The organism is Hymenobacter roseosalivarius DSM 11622, from assembly GCF_900176135.1.
GTDB lineage: Bacteria > Bacteroidota > Bacteroidia > Cytophagales > Hymenobacteraceae > Hymenobacter > Hymenobacter roseosalivarius.
The window spans coordinates 16,399-41,940 of sequence record NZ_FWWW01000073.1; the positions used below are offsets into that span (position 1 = coordinate 16,399).

Here is a 25,542-nt window from a genome sequence, read left to right on the forward strand (position 1 = left end):
ACAAATGTGAGGTGTTAGAGAGCCATAACAAAGGAAGATTGTCTGCTAAATATGACTAGGATATTATAAATATTAATTTGGCTGTATATTATTGAAGAAGATAAATATATGCTCGATTACATAAATTTTCTTATTATGATAGTGCTATACTACAGAGCCCTTAAGCAGCTTTAGTATAAAAAAGAGATATAGTATAATTATGAAATTACTCAGTTTTGAATCGATTATATATATGTAGGGTACTTACTGGGGAGCATAAATCACTGATATTTGCCTTTCCTACCAATGAAAGTATTAATGGAAGTATGTGCATTCATAAAATGGTACTCTATCTATGGAAGATATAAGTAATCTGGCTAAAATAGTTGTAGATAGACGGGTTGGCGTTCCTCCTCTAATTGATTTTAGCGCCAAGTCGTCTTCAAACAAAGAAATCGAGTTACTACAAATACTGAGTAGCGAACAACAAGCTACTCAACTCCAAGTAACTAAAGTATTGTATGGGAAAGCGAATACAACGAATCAGGCTGCTCTTCGCAAACTCAAGTCGAGGGTACAGAAGAAGCTGCTGAACCATTTATATTTTCTTGATCATACTGATCCGCGTCAATTTATTTCGAAGCGCTATGAATTACAGTGCTTAGAACTGTATCACCAAGCCAGTATCCTGTTCAAGGAAAGCGAAAGTGAACTGGCTGAGAGGCTGGCACGCAAATGTCTACGCTTAGCTCTGGACGGAGAATTTACTCAGTATGTAGTTATGAGTTTAGGATTTCTTCGTCATCTATATGCTCAACTGAGGAAGCCGAAGCATTACCGCGCTATTTCCAAGCAACTTAAGCACTACCAGGAAATAGCCAAGACAGAAGAAGAAGCACGACAGCTATACTTAGATGTTCGAATGGAGCAAACCCAAACCGTGCGGTCGCGACGCTTCTTACTGAATGAATTATCGGCCCACATAACTACAATGGAAAGCCTGCATCGGAAGGCTAATACATATAGTGCGTTCGAATATTTATATCGAATGCGCTTAATGCGAGAGGAGTTATTGGGTAACTTTGAGGAAATTATTGAGATAACAGGCACAACATCAGTCTTATTTGATAAGGGTAAAGTCAATAAGAAACGCTTCGATATTCGCTTCAACAAATTTATGAGTGTATGGGCGCACCTGCGTAGTAAACAAGTAGTTAAAGGATTAATTCTTGCGGAAGACTATATCAAAGATTTTCATCCTTCCTCTGATAATTGGTTTTACTTTCTTGAGCATTATATGCTGTTGGCATTACACGCCAAGGAATACAGCAAAGCCTATGAGATTTTGCGCTTAGCCCGCAAAAATCCATATTATAGTAAGCAGCGGGCGGCGGCAATACAGCGTTGGGATCTGTTCGAAGTGTATTTGCACTTCATTCAGCCTGAGAACTCTTCTTTGCGTCTACAGTTCAGCCAGTTTATTCAGACCGTGCCTGACTATAGCCGGGACAAGCAAGGTTATAACGTGGCTATTCTGGTATTGCAGTTTCTGTATTATCTGCGGCAGGGCAACTTGGATGCCTTGCTTACCCGCCTGGAAGGGCTGCGTAAGTATGAGCAGAACCACTTGCGTGACCCTGCTACTTTGCGAAGCCAGCTATTCTTTCGGCTGTTGCTGCTAATGGTGCGAGAGGATTTTGCCCCCCAGGCCTGCGAAAAGAAAGGTCAGACTTTGCTGAACCGTTTGCGGGAGGCTCCACAACCAGGTGACGCTTATGCGGAAAGCGAAATCATTCCATATGAGGATTTATGGGAATTAACGCTCAATATCCTGCGGGTAAATGCAGAGGCCAGAGCTACCGAAGAGGCAGCGCATGAACGATAAATGCCTGGCTACGGGCATAAAAAAGCCCCCAACATACCATTGAGGGGCTTTTTTATGCCCGTAGCCAGGCTATTTGGCAGTTACTTTAAACTCCGTACGACGGTTGAGCTGCCGGCCGGCCTTCGTGGTGTTAGGCACCACGGGCTGCGCATCCCCGTAGCCAGCGAAGCTGAGGCGAGCTTTATCGGTGCCTTTACTCACCAAATAATCAACTACCGCCTTGGCCCGGCGCTGCGATAAATCTTTGTTATAAGTGCCTTGGCCTACATTATCGGTGTGGCCGCTGATTTCGAGGCGCAGGGCTGGAGCCTCAGTTAGTAGTTTTTGCAAGCGCCCCAGCTCGCTGGTGCTTTCGCGGCGCAAGGTGGCTTTATCGAAGTCAAAGAAAATATTGTTGAGCACCACTTTGACTCCGACATCGAGCTTTTTGAGCCCGACGTCTTTTACCACTTCCGCGTAGGCAGCGCCGGCGGGCAAATCGAAGTTTTCGGAGTGGAACAAATATCCCTCCTGACGCACCACGATTCCGTAGTTAACCCCCGAGGGCAGTGACACTAGATAACGACCCGACTGAGCATTCGCCAAAAAGGAAGCAATTACCTCATTCCGTTGGTTATCAATTACTTCAATGGTAGCTTCCAGCGGTTGCTTCGTGAGGTCATCGGTCACTACACCTTTCAGGATAGTTACCTGAGCCGTGGCGATGGGCACGGGCGGAGCCAGTAACGTTTCCTTCACTGGTTGGGCCCGACTAGCCAGCAACTGATCCTCCTGGGAAAGCATGGGGAGCTTTTCTGAGCCGAGAAAAGTGATCTGATATATGTCTTTGCCCCCCAGTCCTTCTTCGCGGAAACTCGAATAGTAGCCGTGGCGACTGGAAGCCGAAATCACAAAGAATACATCGTCGTCGGGGGTGTTAATGGGCCAGCCAAGGTTTTCGGGCGTGCTCCACTTCCCGTTTTCAAGCACCGATTTAAAAATGTCGTAGCCACCCATCGAGTTGTGGCCCTCCGAACTGAAATACATCGTTTTACCGTCGGGGTGCAGAAACACACCCTCCTCGCCGTAAGGGGTATTAACAGTAGATCCCAGGTTTTGGGCCGGGCCGCGACCCTCCAGCTCTACTTTATAAATGTCACGGCTGCCAAGTCCTCCTTCCTTATCGCTCACAAAGTACAGGCTGCGGCCATCCGGCGTGTAAGCGGCCGACGACTCGTGGCCTTTACTGTTAATGCGCGCGCCCAGGCGCTGGGGCTTGCGCCACTCGGCCCCGCGTAGATTAGCTTCGTGCAGGTCGCCGCCATTGTCTTCTACGTATACCAGCATGCGCTGTCCATCAGGGGAGAGGCCAACGGTGGCATCGTGGCCATCGGTGTTTACGGGAGCGTTTAAATTGCGGGCATCGGTCCATTTTTGGCCTATGCGCGTGCTTTGATAAATATCTTCGAAGAAGCCGCCCGTTTCAGGGTCAGTCTGCCCCCCAGTAGAATTTTCGCGCCGAGAGGTGAACATCAGCACCGATTCATCGGCCGAAATAACCGGGCTGTAATCGGCATAGGGCGAGTTGACGGTTGGGCCGGCGTTATCAATAAAAGCCCGTACGGGCTTTTTGCTCATTTTCTGGCCGTTCTCACATTCGGTTATCTTCTTGCGAATATCAGCCAAAAGGGGAGCGGTATTTTTGCCCCCCGTCGCAGGCTGAGCGGCTTTGTATTCAGCAATGGCTTCCTGCCACTTCCCATTCAGGTGCAGGCCACGGCCCAATAGGTAATGAATGCGCGGATCAGCATCGGGGGTCAACTTATACGACTTCTGCAAATAGCTGAGCGCTCGCGGCTTGAAACCGGAATGCAGATAACAGTCGCCAATCTTCAAATTTAGTTCAGCATTATCCGGATTGAGCTTTTGGGCTGCCAGATAGTGAGGCAAGGCCTGCTCATAGCGCGGCGGGTCCGTATCGTAGCTGCCGTCGCCCTCTTTTATCTCGCGCAAAGCAGCTTTTAAGCCCTCTTTATCATTACCAAAATGGTCCTTGCTAAACTCGACGCTCTGCGCGTGGGCCGCTTGTGCGAAGAGCAGAATGGTGAATAGAAATAGTTTATACATCATCTCGCTGTGTTGTTCTGACGTGTTTTTCCTGAGCTTATTTGCCCTAGGAAGCATTAGGCATTTGTCGTCGGGCAGCTCGCCGGTGTCTATAATTTTGCTTTATTCGCTGCCGCAACCGGAGTTGGCGGCGTAGCTGCTGCCTGCTTCCAAGCCAAGCTCGGCGGCTTTGCGCCAGTCTTGGCAAGCGCCCGGCGTGTCGCGGAGCATTTCGCGGGCGTGACCCCGGTTGAGGTAGGCTTCCGCGTATTGCGGGTTGAGACCGATAGCTTTTCCTGCATCGGCGGCGGCCTTTTTATAGTCTTCCAGTTTTAGATAAGCTGCCGCACGGTTATTCCAGGCAAATGCATAGGAAGCGTCGAGGCTGAGCGCCTTGCCAAAATCTTCGGCCGCTCCGTGGTAGTCAGCGGCCTCGTAGCGGGCGCTGCCCCGGTTGCTGTAGGCAATGGCATTATCCGTTTTCTTCGCCAGATACTCATTATGGTCAGCTATAGCACCTTTTAAGTCACCCGCGCGGCGGCGAGTCGCTGCCCGGTTCAGCAGCGCCGGAAGCAACTCTGGTTGTAAGGTCAGGGCTTTCGAATAGTCTTGGATGGCCGCCGCGAAGTTGCCAAGCTGGCGCTGTGCACTGGCCCGGTCGTGGTAGGCGTAGGCATAGTTTGGGTCGGCTTTCAGGGCCTGATCGAAATCAGCCTTGGCCGCTTGATAGTCGCCTTTTTCGAAACGCAACGCTCCCCGATAATACCAGGCCGGAGCGAAATCAGCTTTGGTTTCGGTGGCTTTCGTATAGTCCTGCTCTGCTTCGGTCCGCTGACCCAGTGCTTCACGGGCCTGGCCACGCCCAAAATAGGAAGTATAACCCGTTGGCTCCAGTCGGATGGCAGCATCATAATCCTGCACGGCCTGCGGATAATCTTTCAGCTCATAACGGGTGGTAGCACGATTGTAGTATGCTTTGGCGAAGTCGGGCCGAGCAGCCAGTGCTTTATCAAAATCCTGAAGGGCAGCTTGGTAGCTTTTGCTGTTATACTTCGTTACGCCACTGTTGTACATCTTCTCAGCTAGCTGGGCGGGCGGCAGTGTAGTGGCGCGCACCGTGTCTACCTGAGCTTTGGCACCGATTGTAAAGCCCAAGGAAATAGCCAGAATATAGATTCGTAGCATAGTATTCTATATAAGTGATTTCTAGGTGTTAAATATAATTTTATTTGTTGAATAAGGTCTTTAAAGTGCTGTATTTGTTTGTTTAATTGTGTTTAATCAATAAAATTTATGCTGATTATATAATCTTTGCACTCTCTGTTTTTTTAGGTTGACCTTATACTCAGGCTATTTTATATTTAACATCTGCGCCACGCAACCTGCTCCACTTAATGATGGTTGTGCAGGCAGCCCCGAAGTTTGCGTATTTTTGCGTCGCCTACGGGCTCATCATTCGATTTTTCATCTTAGCCTATCTCACTCATGGCAACTTACCCCGAATACATGGTAGCTCCCATCCGCCAAGACCTTACGTCGGCGGGCTTTGAGCAACTTATGACCCCCGAAGAAGTTGATGCAGTACTGAACGAGCAGAGTGGCACTGTGCTAGTAGCCGTCAACTCGGTATGTGGCTGCGCCGCCGCTAAAGCCCGCCCCGCCCTAAAAATGGCCCTGGCCAGCGCCGACAAAAAGCCTGCTAAGCTGGTGACCGTATTTGCCGGCATGGAAACAGAAGCCGTCGACAAAGCACGTCAGCACATGCTACCCTATCCTCCCTCATCCCCCAGCATCGCCCTGTTCAAAGATGGTGAACTGGTCCATATGATTGAGCGGTACCATATTGAAGGCAGCGACACGATGCGTATCGTGAACAACCTGCAAGGCGCATTTGAAGAGTATTGCTAGATCACGGATTTAACCGGATTACACGGATTTTTCGATCACTGACTAGAGCAACAAAAAAGCCCCCCAGAACCTTTCTGGGGGGCTTTTTGCTAAACGGAATCAATCAGCTAAATCTGATCTGTGTAATCCGAAAAATCCGTGATCCTTAGTTGGCGTACTCGCTCAGGAACTTGATGCGCATAAGGCGCAAATCTTCCTCTGTGTATTCGTCGGGGCCAAGTTCTTTCAGAGCCACGGCAATATTGTCGGTATTCGACTGCAGGAAATAATCCGTGATTTCGGCTTGACGGTCGTGGTCCAGGATGCCATCGATATAGTAGTTTAGGTTAAGCTTGGTGCCGGCGTAGCAGATGTGCTCAATCTCCTCCATCAATTCGCGCATATCAATGCCTTTAGAGGAAGCTATTTCCTCCAAATCCATCTTCTTATCAATTTGCTGAATAATGTAAATCTTGATTTTTGACTTATTGACGGCCGATTTCACAACTACATCGGCGGCCGTCATTATGTCGTTATCCTCGACGTACTTCTGAATTAGCTGCAGGAAAGGCGCCCCAAACTTACTGGCCTTACCCTGGCCCACGCCGCCCACATGGGCGAGGTCGTCCATCTTCACGGGGAAGGTGGTGGCCATTTCCTTCAACGACGGGTCTTGGAATAGGACGTAAGGAGGCAAGTTTTTATCCTTCGCCATCTTCTTACGCAGAGACTTCAGCATTTCAAACAACGCTTCGTCGTGGCCGGCGGCCTGCTGCACCTCTTCCTGCTGCTGCTCCTGCTGCACCTCCTCGTCGTAGTTGTGGTCCTTGGTGAACTTGATTGAATGAGGATTTTCGATGAATTCTTGACCTTTAGAACTCATTTTTACGACCCCAAAATTTTCAATATCCTTTTCCAGGAAGCCATTGAGCAGTACTTGCCGGAGCACCGAATGCCAGAATGCGGCATCATGATCTTTACCTTGCCCGTACACTTCCAGCTTATTATGGCCGTAGCTTTCTACGTGGGCATTATTCATGCCCATCAGTACAGTGCCAATGTGCTCCAGGCCAAAACGCTCATTGGTTAGCACCACGGCTTTCAAGGCCATTAATACTTCTTCTTTCGCTTCAAAACGCCCCTTTGGGTGCTTGCAGTTGTCGCAGAAGCCACAGTCTTTCTCGAACGCCTCGCCGAAATAATGCAGTAGCTGCTTACGCCGACACACGGCCGAATCGGCGTAGTTGGCCATCTCCTGCAAGAGCAGCTTGCCATTGTCGCGCTCCGTGACGGGCTTGTCCTTATTGAACTTCTCCAGCTTCACGATATCATCGTAGCTGTAAAACATCAGGCAATTGCCCTCCAGACCGTCGCGGCCGCCGCGGCCGGTTTCCTGGTAGTAGCCCTCAATGCTCTTGGGCGTATCGTAGTGAATCACGAACCGCACGTCGGGCTTATCGATGCCCATACCAAAGGCGATGGTGGCTACAATAACGTCGGCTTCTTCATTTAAAAAAGCATCCTGATTTGCCATGCGCACCTGCGGGTCGAGGCCGGCGTGGTAGGGGAGGGCCTTCACGTCGTTTACGCGCAGCAGCTCCGCAATTTCCTCCACCTTCTTGCGCGAAAGACAATACACGATGCCAGCCTTGCCTTTGTGGTGCTTTACGTACTGAATCAGCTGTTTTTTGGTGTTGTGCTTGGGCCGGACTTCGTAATAAAGATTGGTGCGGTTAAATGAAGTTTTGAACACCGAAGCATCGTCCATCTGCAGGTTTTTCTGGATATCCAGCTGCACTTTGGGTGTGGCCGTGGCCGTGAGGGCGATGATAGGTACGTTGGCTCCCAGATTATCGATGATGCCGCGAATCTTGCGGTACTCCGGCCGGAAATCGTGGCCCCATTCCGAAATGCAGTGTGCTTCGTCAATGGCCACGAATGAAATAGTGGCCTTTTGCAGAAATTCGATGGTTTCGTCTTTCGTAAGTGACTCCGGAGCAACGTACAGCAGGCGTACCTCGCCACTGATCACGTCTTTCTTCACCCGATTAATCTCTGATTTCGACAACGTCGAGTTCAGAAACTGCGCGTTCACACCAAAAGCATTCAGCTGATCTACCTGATTTTTCATCAAAGCAATCAGGGGCGAAATCACGATGGCCGTGCCCGGCAGCACCAGCGCCGGCAGCTGATAACAGAGCGACTTGCCCGCCCCGGTAGGCATGATTACGAAGGTATTATGACCGTCGATGACGTTTCGGATGACGGCTTCCTGGGTGCCGCGGAACTGGCCGTACCCAAAAACTTCCTTTAACTTGCCTTTCAGATCAGCCGTTGGCGCTGTCACTTGTTTTAGGGCTGGCATGGTCTCTCTCACTTACTCGGTTATGGATTGCGAACGGGAGTGCAAACACGCATGTTGCACTCTCAATCTAATGGTTTTTTGGTATTTACGAAACAGTAGTTGGTTGCTAACCATTTAAATACAGTGTTAAAGCACCGGTATACACCACCAAAACAGCAACACAACTAACAGCCATAGGTCCAAGACTTGAAACCAACGACGGGATGAACAACCAACTACTCGGTACCGACTACTCAGTTCCGACTATCAAATTTAGATTGAAACCGCAGAACGAACTCAACGCAATTGCAAAAAAAGTGCTTCATGAAGAGGCAAGCGCCATTCAGTGTGTAGCAGAGGCATTGGATAGAACGTTAGATTTTGCACAATGCGTAGAAGCAATACTATCTTTGCGGGGTAGAGTAGTGGTGACGGGCATTGGCAAAAGTGCCCACATCGCGGCCAAAATAGTGGCTACGCTGAACTCTACGGGTACTCCAGCCCTGTTTATGCACGCCGCCGACGCTATTCACGGCGACTTAGGCATGATTCAGCCAGAAGATTTTGTCATTGCCATCAGTAAAAGTGGTGACACGCCGGAAATAAAAGTATTGGTTCCCTTACTGAAGCGGAAAGGGGTGCCCCTGGCCGCTTTGGTTGCCAATGCCGATTCCTACTTGGCTGTACAGGCCAACTACGTGCTGCACGCGCCCATTACCCGCGAGGCCTGTCCGCACAATCTGGCCCCCACCACCAGTACGACGGCCGCGCTGGCGCTCGGTGACGCGCTGGCCGTATGCCTGCTCGAGTCGCGCGATTTTACTTCCGCCGACTTTGCCCGCCTGCATCCGGGTGGTACTTTGGGCAAGAAGCTTTACTTGAAAGTCGGGGACTTAAGCCGGCAGAATCAGGCGCCGCAAGTGCTGGAAAATGCCCCCCTGCGCGAGATTATCCTGGAAATATCGGGCAAGCGCTTGGGTGCTACGGCTGTTCTTAGTGAAGATGATAATCGCCTGTTAGGAATCATCACCGATGGTGACCTGCGTCGGATGCTTACCAACTATACTAACCTAGAAGACGTTCGGGCCCACAACATTCTCACACCATTGCCTATTACCATCGACATAGATGACTTCGCTGCTGAAGCGCTGGCTCGCATGCAGCAGCGCAATATTACCCAGCTCATCGTGACGGATGCCGGCCGATTCAGCGGCTTTATTCATCTGCATGATTTGCTGCGTGAAGGCTTAGTATAGAGGCAAAATTTGCATTGAGGGAAGGGGCGCTTTGGTAGTACATTTTGGCCGGATTCGTGCAGAGGGGGCACAACCCTGAAATATTTCGGACCTTTGCCCCGATTTAACTTTAACCTGGTTTTGGTTAAGCCTATTCTATGACTCAAAACACCTACCTCGTTGTGATGGCGGGCGGCATTGGTAGCCGCTTCTGGCCCTTTAGCCGCACGAATCATCCCAAGCAGTTTCATGATGTGATGGGCGTTGGCCGGTCGATGCTGCAACTCACGGTGGACCGCTTTGCTGGAATTTGCCCCCCGGAGAATGTTTTTGTTGTAACTAACCGCGACTACACCGCGCTGGTGCAGCAACACCTACCCAAGTTGCCCCCCGACCAGATTTTGGGTGAGCCAATTGGTCGTAATACGGCTCCGTGCATTGCCTATGCCAGCTACCGCATCGCACAGCGCGACCCTAAGGCGGTTATCATCGTGACGCCCGCCGACCACGCCGTGCAACGTGAGGATGAGTTCCGCGACATTATCAGCCAGGCCGTAGACAGCGCCCGCACCCAGGATATTCTCATTACGCTTGGTATCCAGCCTTCCCGCCCCGATACCGGATACGGCTACATTCAGTTTATCGACGGCGACCAGAACGGGCTGTTCGGCAGCCTGCGGAAAGTGAAAACGTTCACTGAGAAGCCGAATCTGGAGCTGGCAAAAATGTTCATGGACAGCGGCGACTTTCTGTGGAATTCCGGCCTATTCATCTGGCGGGCCGAGGTGATTATGCAGGCCTTCCACCAATACTTAGGCGACATCGCCGAGGTCTTTGACGAAGGCCTTGACCAGCTCGGAACAGCGCAGGAAACCGACTTTATTACCGATGCGTATTCCCGCTGCCGCAATATCAGCATCGATTACGGCATCATGGAAAAGGCTGACAACGTATACGTTCTGCCCGCCGATTTTGGCTGGAGCGACCTGGGTACCTGGGACTCGCTGCATCGTATCGGGCGCGGCGACGAGAATGGCAACGTGATTGACGGTGACGCTATCCTCTATGACACCCGCGAGTGCGTAATCAAGACTCCCTCAGAGCGCCTGGTAGTGGTACAGGGCTTGGAAGGCTACATCGTGGCGGAGTACGATAACGTGCTGCTCATTTGCAAGCGTACGGAAGAGCAGCGAGTAAAGGAATTTGTGGCCGATGTGCGCGCCAAAAAGGGTAACGGCTATAATTAAAAAATCAAGGAATAATTAATAGTCAGCTCTTGCTCAACATAGAATTGAAATGAAAAAGCCGGACTCGAATTGTCCGGCTTTTTGCTGTTCCTAAACTTCAACAAGCGACCTTACTTATTGATGATTATTTATTGATTCAACAGCCGTTGGCGCAGTACCTCAAACAACATGATTCCGCTGGCTACCGATACATTCAGCGAGCTAATCTGCCCAGCCATCGGAATGCGAACTTTGTGATCAGCAAGTCTTAGATATTCAGGTGAGATACCGTCTTCTTCGCTGCCCATGAGCACTGCTACGGGGCCAGTGAAGTCTACACTAGCTGTTTCAAGGCTGGTGTCGGCCTTTTCCGTACACGCTACCACCTGCACGCCTGATTGCTGCAGGAAAGTGATAGTGTCCTTGAGGTTGGACTCCCGGCACACCGGAATTAGGTTGAGCGCGCCGGCAGAGGTTTTGAGTGCATCGCCATTGATTTGAGCCACGCCACGGCTGGGAACGACGATGGCATGTGCGCCCATACACTCAGCGTTGCGGGCGATAGCTCCGAAATTGCGCACATCCGTTATCCGATCGAGCAGGAGGAGCAAGGGCGTTTTGCCCGCCTCAAACAAGCTCGCCAGAATACTGTCCAGGGGAGCGTAATCGATGGGCGAAACGAAGGCTACTGCACCCTGGTGGTTCTTGCGGGTCAGGTCGTTGAGCTTCTCCAGCGGCACCAGCGACACGGGGATAGTCGCGGCTTTGGCCATCTCGGTTATCTCCTGGGTAATGCTGTTTTTGGTGCCGCGTAGTAGGTAAATTTTCTCCAGCGTCCGGCCAGCACTCAGGGCTTCCAAGATAGGACGCAGACCAAAAAGCATATCGATGCTGCGGTCAGCGGCTGGCCGATGGGGATAGCGCGGCTTATACTCAGAGCGGCCCGAGTTATCCCCCCGGCCGGCTTCGGGCCGGTCACGGTCGCGACGGGGCTCGTGGCGCGTGCCGTTTTCATCGTAAAAAGTACGGCGCTGCTCGTTCAGCGGGCGGGACGGGCGGTCGTCAGGGCTTTTCTCCATTGCTCCACGGCGGCATACCAAAGCATTTCGTGCTCGGGTCGGCGCACCAATTCATAGTGTTCGGGGGCAAAGGTACTGGGTTTGGCGCGGAACACATAGGTGCTATTGCCCACGTCGGGCTGGCGGTAGATCCAACGCTCCTCCGCAGCCGTGCGGTACACCACATCGGGTGGCCCCATGACCACGTAAAGCATGCCTCGATCGGTCATCCAGCCGGCTTTGTAAGCGGAGAAAAGCTGGTTAGCCGCTGCCACCCGGCCGTAGTACGTACGAATGAGCTGGCGAGCTCCGGCCTGCTGGCCATTAGCCGCATTAAGCCAAAATTGGTCGACTGCCTTCTTCGGGGAAGGAGCGTCGTACAGCTTTTTCCGCTCGACGGAGGAGGTAAGGTAAATAAGCGGCTGGATAAGGTCGGCAGCAGTTGTTAGCTCTGGGAAGTTGTTTTCCTCCACTAATAAACTGCTGGCCGGGCCGCCACAACCATTGTTCAGTAAGTACAAACCAGCGCGTTGCAGCGCCACCAATTGCCCAGCCTGAAAGGTGATGGAATCTTGGACGCCCAAGGTGCGCGGAGCCGGCGGCTGGGCGGCCGGATTGGTCATGGGGGGCAAAGCTGCCGTGAAATTGCTTTCGTAGCGCCGCAGCAGTAAGGGCTGATTCAGGCCGAAAGCGCTTACTTCAAACGGTTCGCTTGCGTGCACATAACGGCGCAGTAGAGGAACACCGACTGAATCGACTAGGATAAAGGGGCGAGCCAGTCGCTCGGTGGTTAGTAGGAGCCAGGCTTCGTCGCCAGTGTCTGCGGCGTTGGGACCAGGTTGCAGACTTAGTACTTGCCCTGCCCGCAGCCGGGCCAAGGGCACACAGAACTCAACCAGCGCTGCCGTACCTACGCGCTTTGTGTGCTTAAAAATTTGACTTATCGTGTCTTGCCACACGGGTTGTTGGGCATCGTAGCTTGACCACACAGACATGCGTAGTGGCTGTCCCGACCCAACTACACTCCCATTAGGAAAGCGCACATACAAGCGCAGACTATCGGCCTCCCGACGAGTATCAACCATAACACGGCGCGCCAAGCTGTATTGGCCGGCAAAGTCGCGGCGGGTGGCGGCGGGCCTACTAGCTATCAGGCAAACCAAAAAGCAGAGGAGTAGCAGGATGGGGCGTTTGGTCATGGATTACAGCGTATGCAGCCTTGAACGGATTTTACTGAATGTGAATGGCCAGCAACTAGGTAACGACTTATCTTTATTTTAATTGATGGATACTAAAAAAGCCCCCCAGGTTAAAGCTGGGGGGCTTTTTATAAAGGAAGTACCTGTCTGATTCCAGAAATCAGGTTAGTAGATGTATTACTGACGAGGATAATACTGATTCAGCAACTCCACCGCCTTGGCAGCGCGGGCTTGGTCCTTGATCTGCTCGGCGGCCTGATACACGCTTTGCAGGGTAAGCAGGTTGGTTTGAATTTCCATCTCAAACAGGCTGCCATTCGTTGTTGAATAATACGCCAGCGCCTGTTGGGCGCGGTTGGTCATCGTGTCCAGAATGTCGGTGGCTTTCTTCCGTTCGCCTACTGCCACTAGCGGCCCCACAAACTGAGGCGTGTAGTAGTCGTACGGAATGGACGCGTCGGGCATGACGGTGAAAGCCTTATCCATTACCTGCTTGGCTTTTACTTTGTCGCCGGCAGCCAGGTAAGCCTCCGTTAGGCGGGCAAACTTCTCACGATAATTGGCCGGGAAACGCAGGCTGTTCTCGTCGTAATACACGTTGGGGTCGTTGAGGTTGCGGAAGGCAAACTTCTTCATCATGTTCTCAAACATGAGGTCCTTGGCCACGTAGCCCTCATTGCCGCGCGGGTCGTAATTGGGGTCGCGGGCGGGCAGGATGCGATACGCCATGCCTTCGAGCTGGAAGTAGGGCTGCAAGTTCATCATGTCGGAAGGCACGACGGTGCTGGAGAAGTAAATGGGCCGCTGCCAGTTATTGCTCGCCAGCATGTCCAGAATTACCAGGTTTTTCTTCTCGATAGCGCCACCGCCCATGTCCCACTCCATGCGGGGCACCAGCTGCTTGCGGCGCTCGGCCGGAATGATGCCGGAGCGCATAACAGCGGCCGTATCTACGGGCAGGAAAAACTTCTTGGTAGGGAATGACAGCAGCGACCGTCCACTCTGCGTCTGCACCTGCAGTAGGGGGCTATTTTCATCAACAAGCTGCACAAACTCCTTCAGATTGACCTGCTGCACGGCCGGATTCTCCACGAAAGGCAGATAATCATTGGTGCCCTGCACGTAGTTCTGCGGCTTCATCGAAATAGGCAGCGGCTGCGACTTGTACGCCCGGCGACGCATCTGCTCGATGTACCAATCGGTATTCAGATAGCTGAGTACGGCTACTCGCACATCAGTGCGTACGCCTTCCACTTCCTGAGCATACCAAAGCGGGAAGGTGTCATTGTCGCCGTTGGTAAATAGGATGGCGTTCGGGGCCAGCGAGTTCAACAGGTTCTTAGCCGAATCCACGGAGCTGTAGCGGTCGGAGCGGTCGTGGTCGTCCCAGCCCTGCGCGGCCATAATGCCGGGAGCCAGCAAGCCAAGTGCCAGCGCTACGCCAGCCCGTACTGTATCGGCTTTGAGCACGCTGCGAAGTAACTCTGCCAAACCAATGACGCCCAAACCAATCCAGATGGCGAAGGCATAGGTAGAGCCCGTAAAGGTGTAGTCTCGCTCCCGCGGCTCAATGGGCGGCTGATTCAGGTAAAGCACAATGGCTAAGCCGGTAAACAGGAATAAAAGGCCCACGATGAAAGCGTTACGGCCGTCGCGTTGAGAATGAAAAAACAAGCCTACCAAGCCCAGAATCAATGGGATAGCTAAGAAATTGTTGTGGGCTTTGCTGCCCCCGATTCGTACCGGTAGCTCACTTGTACTTGCGCTGGCAAGCCACACCACACCGGCTTGTTGCACGTCGCTTTCGCGGCCCACAAAGTTCCAGAGGAAATAGCGCCAGTACATGTGCCCCATCTGATACCGAAACAGGAAGCTCAGATTCTGACCCATCGTTGGCTTCACGTCTTTCTGCACATCCACCCATTTCTGGTAGTAGCGAATATGGTCGGGCTGCGGGCTGTAGAGGCGTGGCAGGAGCATTTTGTCTTCGTCCCGATAAATAGTTTCGAGACGACGCTCCGCGATAACATACTTGTCGCCTTCGCGCACGTAGCGCGGCGCACCCTCAAGTTGGTCGACAGGCTGAGCGTTGAACTGCGGACCATAAAGCAAAGGCCGGTCGCCGTACTGTTCGCGCTTGAGGTAGCTCACAAAGGAGAGCACATCATCGGGCTTGTTTTCGTCGATGGTCGGGTTGAAGCCCGAGCGAATCGGTACAATCAGGTAAGAAGAATAGCCGATTAGAATAAACACGAACACCAGCATGCCGGTATTTACGAGCTGGCTGCCTTTGCGGTAAGAGTAGCGGAAGCCGAAATAAATGATGGCCAGCAGCAACAGCACGAAGATGATCACGCCCCAGTTGAAAGGCAGGCCCACGCTGTTCACGAAAAACACCTCGAAGCCACCGGCAATGGTTGGAAGGCCGGGGATGATGCCCGCCAAGATTGACCCCACGATAATCATGCTCACTACCAGCGTCAAAATGCCCCCCAGCAGCGTAGGATTGGCAGTGCGCCGGTAGTAATAAATAAAGCCCAGGGCCGGCAGCGCCAGCAAATTGAGCAAGTGGACGCCAATAGAAAGGCCAATGATGTAGGCAATCAGAATCAGCCACTTATCGGAATCGGCCTTATGGGCGCGGTTTTCCCACTTCAGCATAATCCAGACAACCACCGCCGTGCACAGCGACGACATGGCGTATACCTCGCCTTCCACGGCATTAAACCAAAACGAATCGGAGAAGGCAAAAGCCAGTGCGCCCACGGCACCAGCACCCAAAATCAGCAGCGTTTGGCCAAAAGTTGGCTCCAGGTTGGGTTCCAGATTCGGTACAGCACGATGCAACACCAGTTTCTTGGCCAACATGGTGATCGTCCAGAAAAGAAAGAGCACCGTAAAGGAGCTGCTAAGTGCTGATAGAGCATTCACTAGCACCGCCACCTTGGTCACGTCGCCGAAGGAAAACAGCGAGAATATTCGGCCAAGTAATAGGAAAGTTGGAGCCCCCGGAGGATGCGGTACCAGCAGCTTGTAGGAGCAGGCAATGAACTCGCCACAGTCCCAGTAGCTGGCGGTGGGCTCCAGGGTAATCAGGTAAGTAAGAGTGGCAATGGCGAACACGAGCCAGCCAATCAGGTTATTCAGACTTTTATAACGGTGCATACTTGCTTGTTCAAAGAAGGGCCAAAAGTAGATAATAAATCCGGCCGTACCGCAGATTTGCCCCCCAGTTCATTTCTGACTGGTTTTCAGCGCGTAAAAAAAGCAGCCGATTGGTTCGGCTGCTTTTTAGAATGCGGGATATGCTGTAAAAAACCGTCAGGCGAGGAGCGGCATGACGAGCTATTTAATCTAGTTCTGTAATACCAGACGCTTCGTGCTTACCACTTTATCGTTTACGAGCAGGCTGTAGAAATACATGCCGGCCGGCAAATCCGAGAGATTCATGGCGATGCCGGTGCTAGCCAAATCGGGGCGCAGGGGGAGAGTACGAACCTCGCGGCCAATGATGTTGCTAAGGCGGAATTTGTAGTTGGGGCCAGGAGCCTGCGAAAGGCTGACCACCACCATGCCACGCGCCGGGTTAGGATACACGCTCAACGTAGGCAGATTGAGTCGCGCATCCTGCACTGGAGTTGCCGCAATACTTACAGATTTTGCAGCAGATTGCCCCTCAAGGCCCGAAAATGGGCTGCGAAACGCAAAAATGGTAGACGCTGGCAAGTTGCTGAAAGGCGTATTCCGAAAGGTATTGGTAGAAAATTCTGTGCGCCGAGGCGTGGTCAGGCGGGCCGAACGGCTGCCTAGTCCCATTTGGTACTGCTTTGGGCTAGCGTCGCTGTTGCCGGGTGGAGGATATTGGGGCGGATGCACCGTAGTGGCAACCGCCGAAAGCTGCGCCAGAACTAGCGTCAGCACCAATAACAAACGAGTAGAGATGATCATGTTGGGTAGCTAGAATGAGATCGGGGCCGGATGGCAGCCAAGCGGTGGGGTTAATTTGAAAAAGCCCCAGACGTGGCACTGGTAACTAAAACAAGCACCATGCCTGCTTCAGGTAACTGGTATCGGTCTGGCAAACAGATACCACCTTAGATGCAAAGGTTGCAGGAAGGTTTATTGTTCCATTAAATTATTTGAATGTAATCAAAAAGTAGGATGTTACTATCTTTTATAGATAGATTCCGGTTCTAACTGCATGAAACCCTACTAATCATCGACTTTGACTTTCGTATTAGGAGGCAGTGGGTAGATATTTTATTTGTTGTAAACCAAAATGCCGCTGCTGCCCATCAATCTCAACAAGCAGTTGGCCGGCCTCATCTACCCCCATGATCCGTCCTGTTACTGTTTGCCCATCTACTTCATATGGGCAGGGTTCTCGATATCGGTAGAGCACTTGTAAATAAGTCTGACGCAGGGTCGCTACTTGCCCAGCACGCAGTTGCAGGTAGCGCTTCTCCAAGCACTCAAGCAGGCGGGCAGCCAGCGTGGGAAGCTCGTATTGCCGACCGGTGAGGCAAGCCAGCGAGGTTGCGGTAGCAACACCAAATTCGCGCTGATTTATATTTAAGCCCAAACCAACGATACTTGATTGAATTTTAGGACCGCTTAAGGTGTTTTCGATTAAAATGCCCCCCAGCTTTTGTTCTCCGAAAAAAATATCGTTCGGCCACTTCACCCGAAGCGCGGGGTCGGGACCGAGCAGGCCACTAGCCCAATCATGCACGGCTAAGGCTACGGCCTGGCTGAGTTGAAACTGATCGGGGGCAGGCAGGAACGTGGGACGCCAGACGACTGATAGCGTCAGGTTTTCGCCGGGCTGGGCTTCCCAGCGGTTGCCACGTTGGCCGCGGCCGGCGGTCTGTTTGTCGGTAATGACTACGCAGCCGTCGGTGGCGCGGTTTTGGCCATTTAAACGCTGTGCCTCCGTATTTGTAGAGGTACATTCGGGCAACCAGATTAGCTGTTGGCCCGTGAAGAGGGTTTGGGGGGAAATAACCACCGCCTGATTTTCTTACTTTGTGATTTCAAACCTAATAATACCCTATGAAAAGTACCCTGGTTCGGCAAGATTCGGACAGTTTGGCAGACGTAGTAGTGCGCGGCATGCAGGAGAAAAAGGCAGTTGACATTGTAGTGCTGAACCTAAAGGAACTTAAGAATGCCGTTGCCGATTACTTCGTTATCTGCTCTGCTTCCTCCGACACCCAGCTTGATGCCATTGCCCGTTCAGTAGAAGAGGAAGTAGAGAAGGTAACTGGCCAAAACCCCTGGCAAACGGAAGGGCGCACGAACCGCGAGTGGGTGTTGCTGGACTATGTAGATGTAGTAGTACACGTTTTTCTGCGCGACCGTCGTCAGTTTTACGCTTTGGAAGAGCTATGGGGCGATGCCGATATAAAGTATTTAGAGGAGGAAAACGTCGTCGTTCCTAACGCAGTGGGACCCAACAAATAGCGTGGGCGGCGTGTTCCGCCTTTGACTTTCCCTGACTTATCTTATTTATGCCAAATACAACACCCAAAAAGAAAAAGCCCATGCTGCCGACGCCCACGCCTCGGCCAAGTATGCAGCTTTTGGTGCTGGGCGGGTTGGTACTGTTCATCTTCGCGATGTTCTACTTCAACCGCAGCAACTCCACGACCGACATTAACCAGCAGAAATTTGAACAAATGCTGCTGGCTGGTGACGTCCGCGACGTAACCCTCGTGAACGACCGGGCCGTAGAGGTGACGCTAAAGCCTGAGGCTGCCAAGAGCGCCAAATATAACGATGAACTGTCCCGCCGCGGACCGCTCACCCTCGAGCAAGGACCGCAATTTGCCTTCCGGGTCGTGGATGGTAAAACGTTTAAAGAAGACCTCGATAAGATTCAGACAAACCTGCCGCGCGAGCAGCAAGTAGGCCTGAACATCGACCAGCGTCAGGATGGCTACGGTCTGCTGTCGAGTTGGGGCCTGATTATCCTGCTGATGGTGGGTTTCTGGTTCCTGATGCGCCGCATGAGCGGGTCGGGCGGACCTGGGGGGCAAATTTTCAACATTGGCAAGTCGCGCGCCGCTCTGTTTGAGGGCGGCGACAAGGTGAAGATCACCTTTAAGGACGTAGCCGGTTTGGAAGAAGCCAAAGAAGAAGTAGAGGAAATCGTAGAATTTCTCCGCAACCCTTCGAAGTTTACGGTTCTGGGGGGCAAAATTCCGAAAGGCGCGTTGCTTGTAGGCCCTCCCGGCACGGGTAAAACCCTGATGGCTAAAGCCGTGGCTGGGGAAGCCGACGTTCCTTTCTTCTCGCTGTCGGGTTCTGACTTCGTAGAGATGTTCGTGGGCGTAGGTGCTGCTCGGGTACGTGACTTGTTTAAGCAAGCCAAAGCCAAAGCGCCCTGCATTATCTTCATCGACGAAATTGACGCCATTGGCCGTAGCCGTAGCAGCGGTAAGATGCCCGGCGGCAACGACGAGCGTGAGAACACCCTGAACTCCCTGCTGGTAGAGATGGACGGCTTCGGAACGGATTCCGGCGTTATCATCCTTGCTGCTACCAACCGCCCCGATACCCTCGACTCCGCGTTGCTGCGTCCCGGTCGCTTCGACCGTCAGATCAGCATCGATAAGCCCGACATCAACGGCCGCACCCAGATTTTTCAGGTGCACTTGAAGCCCTTGACGCTGGGTCCTGATGTAGATGCTCGTAAGCTGGCTGCTCAAACGCCTGGTTTTGCCGGTGCTGAAATAGCTAACGTCTGCAACGAAGCCGCGCTTATCGCCGCCCGCCGCGACAAGAAGATGGTGACTATGCAGGACTTCACCGACGCTGTTGACCGTGTGATTGGTGGCCTGGAGAAGAAGAACAAGATCATTTCGCCCAACGAAAAGCGTATTGTTGCTTACCACGAGGCTGGCCACGCTATTGCGGGCTGGTTCCTAGAGCACGCCGATCCGTTGGTAAAAGTGAGTATTGTTCCGCGTGGTGTAGCCGCATTAGGTTACGCCCAATATCTGCCCCGCGAGCAGTTCCTGTACAACACGGAGCAGCTCACCGACGAGATGTGCATGGCCCTGGGCGGTCGTGCTGCCGAGGACTTAGTGTTCGGTAAAATCTCAACGGGTGCCTTAAGTGACTTGGAGCGCATTACCAAGATGGCGTACAGCATCGTGACCATGTATGGCATGAATGAGAAGCTGGGTAACATTTCCTTCTATGACTCGAAAGGTCAGAATGAGTATGGCTTCAGCAAGCCGTATTCGGAAGCTACCTCCCAGATGATTGACGAGGAAGTGCGCACCATCATTTCCGATGCCTACGAGCGCACGAAAGCGCTGCTCACCGACCGTCGTCATGAGTTGGAAATCGTAGCCAAAGAGTTGCTGGAAAAGGAAGTTTTGCTGCAAGACGATTTAGAGCGCTTAGTAGGCAAGCGCCCTTACGACACTCAAACCAGCTACCAGGCGCACATGGCTGGCACCGACCGCAGCGAAACGCTAAGCGAGCGTAAAAACGAGCACCCCATTCCGCTCAGCGACGACCTACCCGAAAGCAACCTGCCTGGCCTCGACTTCGGCACCGACGGTGGCACCGAAGGCCGTCAGGATACCCCGGTAGGCACGACTCTATAAGAATAACAGGCACAAAAAAGCCCTCCAGCGCTGCTGGGGGGCTTTTTTGTGCCTGTTGGTTTACGGGTGCGCCAGTTCTACTTCAATCCTTTTACGTTGGTATAGCTTTTTCCATTTCTGAGTCCCGCACGGACGATATCGCGCTCAAATTCCTTGGAGTTGTTCAACGTTTTATAAAACCCATCCAGATACCTGGTCGCAAACAGCTTCTCTTCCTGACTAAGATAAGGACACGATAAGTAGACCTTATAAATAGCTGCTCGTCGGGCATTATATAAAGCCCGAACCTCCGCGTAAATTTCAGGAGGGAAGTCGTAGCCCCGGAAGAGGCGTTGCCGCACGGAAGTGATGCCAAGTTGCTCAGGAGGTACGGCATAAGGCGCCATTACGAGCCCGCTGTAATCGAAATCATAGGCTACGGGGACCGGCTTGGCTTGCTCGTTTATACTCAGCATTCGGATGTTGTGCCGATAAGGAACCGACCAGTCCGTATTGCCTATCATGTATTGGAAGAGCGCGAGCATAGCCATGTCTTTCTGATTCATGTGCTCCATGCCGATGAAGAATTGCTTTGGAACTAGGGTCGCATCGTTGCGCGCCGCCATGGCCTTTGCATCCTCCAGAAAAAAAGCGTAGTGCACGTCTGCTCTGCCTTTACGGCCGTTATCCTGATAGGTGATGCGGCAGAGCCTCACCCGAAAACTCTTGTCTGTCAGAATATTGTAGACTTTATACACCAAATATTCCCGTAAGGTATAGGTGTCATCCAGGCAATGGGTTATGAGTTTCAGCTCTTCAACTTTGCCAAAAGGAGACCCCAATATGTCCGGCGGAAAGCTCACCAGCAGCGGCGGAAAGCCACATACCGTAGGGTCTTTGCGTCGGTTGCCCCGCACCTTCACCTGCACGGCCACCGTTTTTAGGGCAGCAGCGGTATCCCGATAAGTAAGGACAGCCGGATGGAAGCCAGGAGTAGCTCCCCGGTCTTTCAAAATGTTCTCCAAGGGCAGCGCGAGCGTAAGCTCTACTACTTCGTCTCGGGAAAAAAAAGGATTGTCGCTGGTGGTGGCAGATAGCTTTTCCTGGTTACCGGCCGGGGCAGTTGGCGGCTGGTAAATCAGCAGGCTCAGGCTTGCTAAAACCGATAGAATCCGGACTATCACAGCGAAATGCCATCTTACAGCAAAGGATTTAAACAGTCAGCCTAATCAAGCAGTAAACAGCCGTATGGGAACTGCTTTTTCGCTTCAGAGTACTTCGAAAGTAGTTAATTATCAGCGTTTAAACAAGCTTTCAATCACCTTTCCCTGGCTTTGCTCCAGCGGGAACCCTAGCAAAAAGGCCACGGTAGATGGGACATCCGGCAGGGTGTAAGTTTCAGTTATAGTCAGGCCTCTTTTGAAGTCCGGCCCGAGGGCCAGCAGGCTAATGTGTCGGCAGCCTTCGCAGTCGTCGCCGTGGTCCACGAAGCCGGAGCCGATGCCGTCGAGATGACGGCCGTGGTCGTTGGTAATAAGTAAAGTCGTAGTGTTTCTGTAGGCTTTATTCTTCTGCAAGAAATCGTAAAGCTCGCCCACATATTTGTCATCGCGGGCTATGCCCCGGAGGTAATTATTCCAATTTCCGGCGTGCGCGAAGCCATCGGGTTCCATAAAGTTGATGAGCACCAGATTGGGCTTGTGCTGGATCAGTATGCGCTTGACAGCTACCAACGTGAGCGAATCGGCGCGGTAGCCACTGCCGGGGCCACTCACTCCACAGTCGACCGAGGGCTGAAACTGGTCTTTCCATTCCGGATTTTGGGTATTGGCCAGAATGTGCAGCTTGTCTTTGCTGGTAACTAGCCAGGCGGCAGTAGCAGGCTTGCCGGTAGCTTTGCGCCAGATTTGGAAGATGGAGGGCTGCTGCGGTAATTCTGCCTCAAAGTTGTCGATAGGCTGATTGAGGCCCGTGGTCAGGGCCGTATGGCCGGAGTTGGTATAGGTGAAGCCGTTATTGTAAAAGTTGGAAAAGAATACACCGCGGGGCTTCAGCCGCGTAGCCATCTGAGGAATGATGCCGGGCGTGGCCCCCCAGGTTTCGGAATATCGGGGGCCATCGATGACTATAATGATGACGTTTTTGGTACGCAGGCCCTTTTTCGCGGGCGGGGGGGCAAATGAAAAGAGCAGTAGCAGCCAAAAGAAAAGGGCATACCGCCGCCAGCTGCTACCAGCTACAGAGGGGCTTCGTCGCGCACGATTGGTAGAGAGAGCCATAACATTTGGCTAGATAAAGAGCGTTTTTGCCTTGGATAATACAGGGTAGCGAATTGACGAATGATGATATATAACTGGTAATCAATATATAAAATAATCGCCACTTGTCCTACAGCGAATGGAGCGTTGCTTGGTTTGACTCTGCTACCTTTGCCTATCATGTCTGATACCTCCCGCGACCGTATGCTGCGCCGCATTCGTGAGGCGCTGCTGCAACCGGCGCCCCAGCCAGCTGCCCCCGATTTTTCTGCCCCGCTGCATCCTCCGCTGACCGATGATCTGGCTATTCACTTCGCCCAGAGCTTCGCGCGGGTCGGGGGGGCTTTTTACTACTGCGAGTCAGAGGAGCATTTCTTCGATCAGCTATTTGTCTACAAAAAAGACAAGCAACTGGATAATCTATTCGTGTGGGAGCCGGAGTTGAAAAAGATGCTGCACGAGGGCGGCGTTGCGTTTAGCGGCGACGAAGCCAACTTTATCAAAAAAGCCGATGCTGGCCTGACGACTTGCGAAGCGCTGGTCGCCCGCACGGGCAGCATACTGGTAAGTGCCGCTTCGGCCGCGGGCCGCCGCCTGAGCATCTACCCCGATCAGCACCTGGTACTGGCCCGCACCTCTCAAATTGTGCCCGACATCAGCGACGGGCTGGCAGTAGTTACGGCCCGCTACGGCGACCGGCTGCCTTCCATGATTTCGCTGACTACGGGTCCCAGCCGCACGGCTGATATCGAAAAAACGTTGGTACTCGGGGCGCATGGCCCGCGCAGTCTCGTGTTGTTTTTGTTGGATGACGCGCCCCTTGCAACTACCTGACCTCACGCTGCCGCCCGGCCGCAAGGTGTACTTCGCCTCCGACTTTCATCTCGGCGCCCCCGACGCCGCCAGCTCCGCCGCGCGGGAGCGCCGCATTGTGCGTTGGCTCGACACGGTGGCCCAGGATGCGGGCGCTATTTATCTGCTGGGAGACATTTTTGACTTCTGGTTTGAGTACCGCCACGCGGTGCCGCGCGGGTTTATTCGCCTGCAGGGCAAGCTGGCTGAGCTAACCGACGCGGGCCTGCCCGTCACCTTTTTCACCGGCAACCACGATATGTGGATGTTCGACTATTTTACTAAAGAGCTGAACATACCCATTCTGCGCCACCCGGTAAGCCAGCGCATTGGCAATCAGCTGTTTCATATCGGCCACGGCGACGGGCTAGGTCCAAAAGACTACACCTATAAGGCACTAAAACGCGTATTTGCGAGCCCGCTGTCGCAGTGGCTGTTTGCACGTCTGCATCCTAATTTCGGAATCGGGTTAGCTAATAAGTGGAGTCGCCGCAGCCGAATCCAGAACGCGGCCGCCGATGAAAAGTACTTTGGCGAAGATGAATGGCTGCTGGTCTACTGCCGCGAGCTGGAGCAGCGCCACCACCACGACTACTACGTTTTTGGCCACCGCCATCTCCCTCTCAATGTGCCCGTGGCGCCCGGCAGCCGCTATCTTAACCTGGGCGAGTGGGTCAATTATTGCTCCTATGCAGTGTATGACGGACACTATCTGGCTTTGCGGCATTTTGAGCAATAGACGCTTGCTGGGAGGTAAATTTCTGGCTCTTCTCGCGGTATTACTGTTTGTAAATCCGTTGCAAGCGCAGACAACGGCGCCTCGTGCCGGCTCTGTCGTGCCGCCCGCCCGCACCGCGCCCGACTCTGTGAACAAAGGGAAAATTGCCCCCCAGAGCGCAGTAGCTTCCACTAACAACGGCTGGACACTGGTGCGTACTATAAGGCTGCGCCAGCCCGGTGCGGCTTCTCTGGATCGGCGCGGCAACCTCTACGTAGCCGACGCCCAGGATAATATTCATCAGTACGGACCCGACGGCCAGCCGCTTAACGTGTACTCGCCGCCCCTGCCGGGGCACACCGCCCAGCTGGAAGCCTGGAACGTGTCCAAAATCATGGCTTTCTACGATGACCGCCAGGAAATACGTCTGCTCGATCGGTTTTTGGCTCCCATCACGCAGATTCGACTCAGCGACTATTTCGATGGCCTCGTCCGGGTGGCTACCCTGGCGCCCGACGATAAGCTCTGGCTGCTCGACGAAAGCGACCTGACCCTGCGCCAGTTCGACCCCACGCCCCAGCGCCTCGGACAAACTACGCCCCTGGATTTGATAATTGGCCGTAGCAAACCCGATTTTCGCTTTCTGCGGCAATATCAAAACAACCTGTATCTCGTAGACCGCAACAGCGGAATTTATGTGTTTGATAACCTCGGCAACTATCGGAAGAAGCTACCCTTTGTGGGCCTGACTACGGTAGGTTTTCGCGGCGACGAGCTATATTATCTAACAGATGGAATACTGCATTTCTTTCAGCTTTATACCCTCGCTGAGCGCGCACAGTCCCTTCCTGCCGTGGAAGGCGGCATCAATCAGGTGTTGATGGGGGAGCAGTTTGCGTATTTGCTGACGCCGACGGCTGTGATGGTATACAAACTTTAACTGCTTGCCAAGCAAAGGCTGTAGAGATGCGTATTCGCGTCTTGCCGTTACTGATGTTGTTTATCCTGTCATTCCCTATTTGTCTCTGTCATCCTGGGGCACGAAGGATTTATAACAGTTTCAAGCAATATTCAGGCGTGAGAAGGTCCTCCCTTCGTTAGGATGACAGAAGCGGGTTCAATTCAAAGAATAGATAAGACTACGCGTCTCTACAAGCTGCAACGCTATTAGCTGAGAAGCTAGAGCCCTTCAACCTTTCCGCCCTGCACGGAAAGGTT

19 protein-coding genes are annotated in these 25,542 nt (G+C 52.7%); 9 read left to right on the top strand and 10 right to left on the bottom strand.

Annotated elements, in window-relative coordinates:
- Positions 1 to 334 precede the first annotated feature (334 nt).
- Positions 335 to 1,864 carry a hypothetical protein gene (locus B9A24_RS12285; protein WP_084446274.1) on the top strand — a complete coding sequence of 510 codons (1,530 nt, stop codon included), beginning with the start codon at positions 335 to 337 and terminating at the stop codon, positions 1,862 to 1,864.
- Between the two features lie 69 nt (positions 1,865 to 1,933).
- Here B9A24_RS12285 and B9A24_RS12290 read toward each other — a convergent pair whose 3' ends face one another.
- Together B9A24_RS12290 and B9A24_RS12295 are read right to left on the bottom strand one after the other, a co-directional pair.
- Positions 1,934 to 3,973, bottom strand: a complete 2,040-nt coding sequence (locus B9A24_RS12290) for an OmpA family protein (RefSeq protein WP_159452037.1) — start codon at positions 3,971 to 3,973, stop codon at positions 1,934 to 1,936.
- Positions 3,974 to 4,072: 99 nt separating this feature from the next.
- Positions 4,073 to 5,134, bottom strand: a complete 1,062-nt coding sequence (locus tag B9A24_RS12295) for a tetratricopeptide repeat protein (RefSeq protein WP_084446277.1) — start codon at positions 5,132 to 5,134, stop codon at positions 4,073 to 4,075.
- A gap of 300 nt (positions 5,135 to 5,434) precedes the next feature.
- Here B9A24_RS12295 and B9A24_RS12300 point away from each other — a divergent pair, with 300 nt between their 5' ends.
- Positions 5,435 to 5,857, top strand: a complete 423-nt coding sequence (locus B9A24_RS12300) for a BrxA/BrxB family bacilliredoxin (protein WP_084446279.1) — start codon at positions 5,435 to 5,437, stop codon at positions 5,855 to 5,857.
- Positions 5,858 to 6,002: 145 nt separating this feature from the next.
- Here the strand turns inward: B9A24_RS12300 and recQ are convergent, their stop codons facing one another.
- Positions 6,003 to 8,201, bottom strand: coding sequence for a DNA helicase RecQ (gene recQ / locus B9A24_RS12305; RefSeq protein WP_084446281.1), 2,199 nt, complete (start codon positions 8,199 to 8,201; stop codon positions 6,003 to 6,005).
- Between the two features lie 257 nt (positions 8,202 to 8,458).
- On the opposite strand from recQ, the gene B9A24_RS12310 reads away from it, so the two are divergent.
- Both B9A24_RS12310 and B9A24_RS12315 read left to right on the top strand, forming a co-directional pair.
- Positions 8,459 to 9,436 carry a KpsF/GutQ family sugar-phosphate isomerase gene (locus B9A24_RS12310; RefSeq protein WP_394334637.1) on the top strand — a complete coding sequence of 326 codons (978 nt, stop codon included), beginning with the start codon at positions 8,459 to 8,461 and terminating at the stop codon, positions 9,434 to 9,436.
- Between the two features lie 137 nt (positions 9,437 to 9,573).
- Positions 9,574 to 10,662: a mannose-1-phosphate guanylyltransferase gene (locus B9A24_RS12315; protein ID WP_084446284.1), complete on the top strand. Its 1,089-nt coding sequence runs from the start codon at positions 9,574 to 9,576 to the stop codon at positions 10,660 to 10,662.
- A gap of 128 nt (positions 10,663 to 10,790) precedes the next feature.
- Here B9A24_RS12315 and rlmB read toward each other — a convergent pair whose 3' ends face one another.
- From rlmB to B9A24_RS12340, 5 genes are all read right to left on the bottom strand, one after another.
- Positions 10,791 to 11,720 (bottom strand): 23S rRNA (guanosine(2251)-2'-O)-methyltransferase RlmB, encoded by a 930-nt coding sequence (rlmB, locus tag B9A24_RS12320; protein WP_084446286.1) that lies wholly within the window; start codon positions 11,718 to 11,720, stop codon positions 10,791 to 10,793.
- The gene (locus B9A24_RS12325; protein WP_084446288.1) at positions 11,681 to 12,898 is read right to left on the bottom strand and encodes a GWxTD domain-containing protein; all 1,218 of its coding nucleotides are present in this window, start codon (positions 12,896 to 12,898) and stop codon (positions 11,681 to 11,683) included. The genes rlmB and B9A24_RS12325 overlap by 40 nt, the downstream gene beginning before the upstream one ends.
- A gap of 177 nt (positions 12,899 to 13,075) precedes the next feature.
- Positions 13,076 to 16,063 carry a glycosyltransferase family 117 protein gene (locus B9A24_RS12330; RefSeq protein WP_084446290.1) on the bottom strand — a complete coding sequence of 996 codons (2,988 nt, stop codon included), beginning with the start codon at positions 16,061 to 16,063 and terminating at the stop codon, positions 13,076 to 13,078.
- A 189-nt stretch (positions 16,064 to 16,252) separates the two neighbouring features.
- Complete coding sequence (locus B9A24_RS12335; protein WP_084446292.1) at positions 16,253 to 16,846, bottom strand: T9SS type A sorting domain-containing protein; 594 nt, start codon at positions 16,844 to 16,846, stop codon at positions 16,253 to 16,255.
- A 289-nt stretch (positions 16,847 to 17,135) separates the two neighbouring features.
- On the bottom strand, positions 17,136 to 17,906 hold the full coding sequence (locus tag B9A24_RS12340; RefSeq protein ID WP_317044244.1) for a biotin--[acetyl-CoA-carboxylase] ligase: 771 nt from the start codon (positions 17,904 to 17,906) through the stop codon (positions 17,136 to 17,138).
- A 44-nt stretch (positions 17,907 to 17,950) separates the two neighbouring features.
- Between B9A24_RS12340 and rsfS the strand changes: the two genes are divergently transcribed.
- Both rsfS and ftsH read left to right on the top strand, forming a co-directional pair.
- Positions 17,951 to 18,361: a ribosome silencing factor gene (gene rsfS, locus B9A24_RS12345; RefSeq protein WP_084446294.1), complete on the top strand. Its 411-nt coding sequence runs from the start codon at positions 17,951 to 17,953 to the stop codon at positions 18,359 to 18,361.
- A 47-nt stretch (positions 18,362 to 18,408) separates the two neighbouring features.
- Positions 18,409 to 20,517, top strand: coding sequence for an ATP-dependent zinc metalloprotease FtsH (gene ftsH / locus B9A24_RS12350; RefSeq protein WP_084446296.1), 2,109 nt, complete (start codon positions 18,409 to 18,411; stop codon positions 20,515 to 20,517).
- Between the two features lie 77 nt (positions 20,518 to 20,594).
- On the opposite strand, the gene B9A24_RS12355 is transcribed toward ftsH, so the two are convergent.
- Together B9A24_RS12355 and B9A24_RS12360 are read right to left on the bottom strand one after the other, a co-directional pair.
- Positions 20,595 to 21,680: a hypothetical protein gene (locus B9A24_RS12355; protein WP_084446297.1), complete on the bottom strand. Its 1,086-nt coding sequence runs from the start codon at positions 21,678 to 21,680 to the stop codon at positions 20,595 to 20,597.
- 111 nt (positions 21,681 to 21,791) lie between these two features.
- The gene (locus B9A24_RS12360) at positions 21,792 to 22,775 is read right to left on the bottom strand and encodes a sulfatase-like hydrolase/transferase (RefSeq protein ID WP_084446299.1); all 984 of its coding nucleotides are present in this window, start codon (positions 22,773 to 22,775) and stop codon (positions 21,792 to 21,794) included.
- A gap of 159 nt (positions 22,776 to 22,934) precedes the next feature.
- Here B9A24_RS12360 and B9A24_RS12365 point away from each other — a divergent pair, with 159 nt between their 5' ends.
- From B9A24_RS12365 to B9A24_RS12375, 3 genes are read left to right on the top strand one after another with little or no spacing between them, the layout of a single operon-like run.
- The gene (locus B9A24_RS12365) at positions 22,935 to 23,588 is read left to right on the top strand and encodes a LutC/YkgG family protein (protein ID WP_084446301.1); all 654 of its coding nucleotides are present in this window, start codon (positions 22,935 to 22,937) and stop codon (positions 23,586 to 23,588) included.
- Positions 23,563 to 24,345, top strand: a complete 783-nt coding sequence (locus B9A24_RS12370) for a UDP-2,3-diacylglucosamine diphosphatase (protein WP_084446302.1) — start codon at positions 23,563 to 23,565, stop codon at positions 24,343 to 24,345. The genes B9A24_RS12365 and B9A24_RS12370 overlap by 26 nt, the downstream gene beginning before the upstream one ends.
- A complete protein-coding gene (locus B9A24_RS12375) occupies positions 24,305 to 25,264 on the top strand; it encodes an NHL repeat-containing protein (RefSeq protein ID WP_143434920.1) in 960 nt (319 codons plus the stop codon). Before B9A24_RS12370 ends, B9A24_RS12375 begins: the two co-directional genes overlap by 41 nt.
- Positions 25,265 to 25,542: the final 278 nt, after the last annotated feature.

Coding starts and splice junctions, on each gene's coding strand:
- B9A24_RS12285 (WP_084446274.1), top strand. CDS start 335: ATGGAAGATATAAGTAATCTGGCTAAAATAGTTGTAGATAGACGGGTT.
- B9A24_RS12290 (WP_159452037.1), bottom strand. CDS start 3,973: ATGATGTATAAACTATTTCTATTCACCATTCTGCTCTTCGCACAAGCG.
- B9A24_RS12295 (WP_084446277.1), bottom strand. CDS start 5,134: ATGCTACGAATCTATATTCTGGCTATTTCCTTGGGCTTTACAATCGGT.
- B9A24_RS12300 (WP_084446279.1), top strand. CDS start 5,435: ATGGCAACTTACCCCGAATACATGGTAGCTCCCATCCGCCAAGACCTT.
- recQ (WP_084446281.1), bottom strand. CDS start 8,201: ATGCCAGCCCTAAAACAAGTGACAGCGCCAACGGCTGATCTGAAAGGC.
- B9A24_RS12315 (WP_084446284.1), top strand. CDS start 9,574: ATGACTCAAAACACCTACCTCGTTGTGATGGCGGGCGGCATTGGTAGC.
- rlmB (WP_084446286.1), bottom strand. CDS start 11,720: ATGGAGAAAAGCCCTGACGACCGCCCGTCCCGCCCGCTGAACGAGCAG.
- B9A24_RS12325 (WP_084446288.1), bottom strand. CDS start 12,898: ATGACCAAACGCCCCATCCTGCTACTCCTCTGCTTTTTGGTTTGCCTG.
- B9A24_RS12330 (WP_084446290.1), bottom strand. CDS start 16,063: ATGCACCGTTATAAAAGTCTGAATAACCTGATTGGCTGGCTCGTGTTC.
- B9A24_RS12335 (WP_084446292.1), bottom strand. CDS start 16,846: ATGATCATCTCTACTCGTTTGTTATTGGTGCTGACGCTAGTTCTGGCG.
- rsfS (WP_084446294.1), top strand. CDS start 17,951: ATGAAAAGTACCCTGGTTCGGCAAGATTCGGACAGTTTGGCAGACGTA.
- ftsH (WP_084446296.1), top strand. CDS start 18,409: ATGCCAAATACAACACCCAAAAAGAAAAAGCCCATGCTGCCGACGCCC.
- B9A24_RS12360 (WP_084446299.1), bottom strand. CDS start 22,775: ATGGCTCTCTCTACCAATCGTGCGCGACGAAGCCCCTCTGTAGCTGGT.
- B9A24_RS12365 (WP_084446301.1), top strand. CDS start 22,935: ATGTCTGATACCTCCCGCGACCGTATGCTGCGCCGCATTCGTGAGGCG.
- B9A24_RS12370 (WP_084446302.1), top strand. CDS start 23,563: ATGACGCGCCCCTTGCAACTACCTGACCTCACGCTGCCGCCCGGCCGC.
- B9A24_RS12375 (WP_143434920.1), top strand. CDS start 24,305: ATGACGGACACTATCTGGCTTTGCGGCATTTTGAGCAATAGACGCTTG.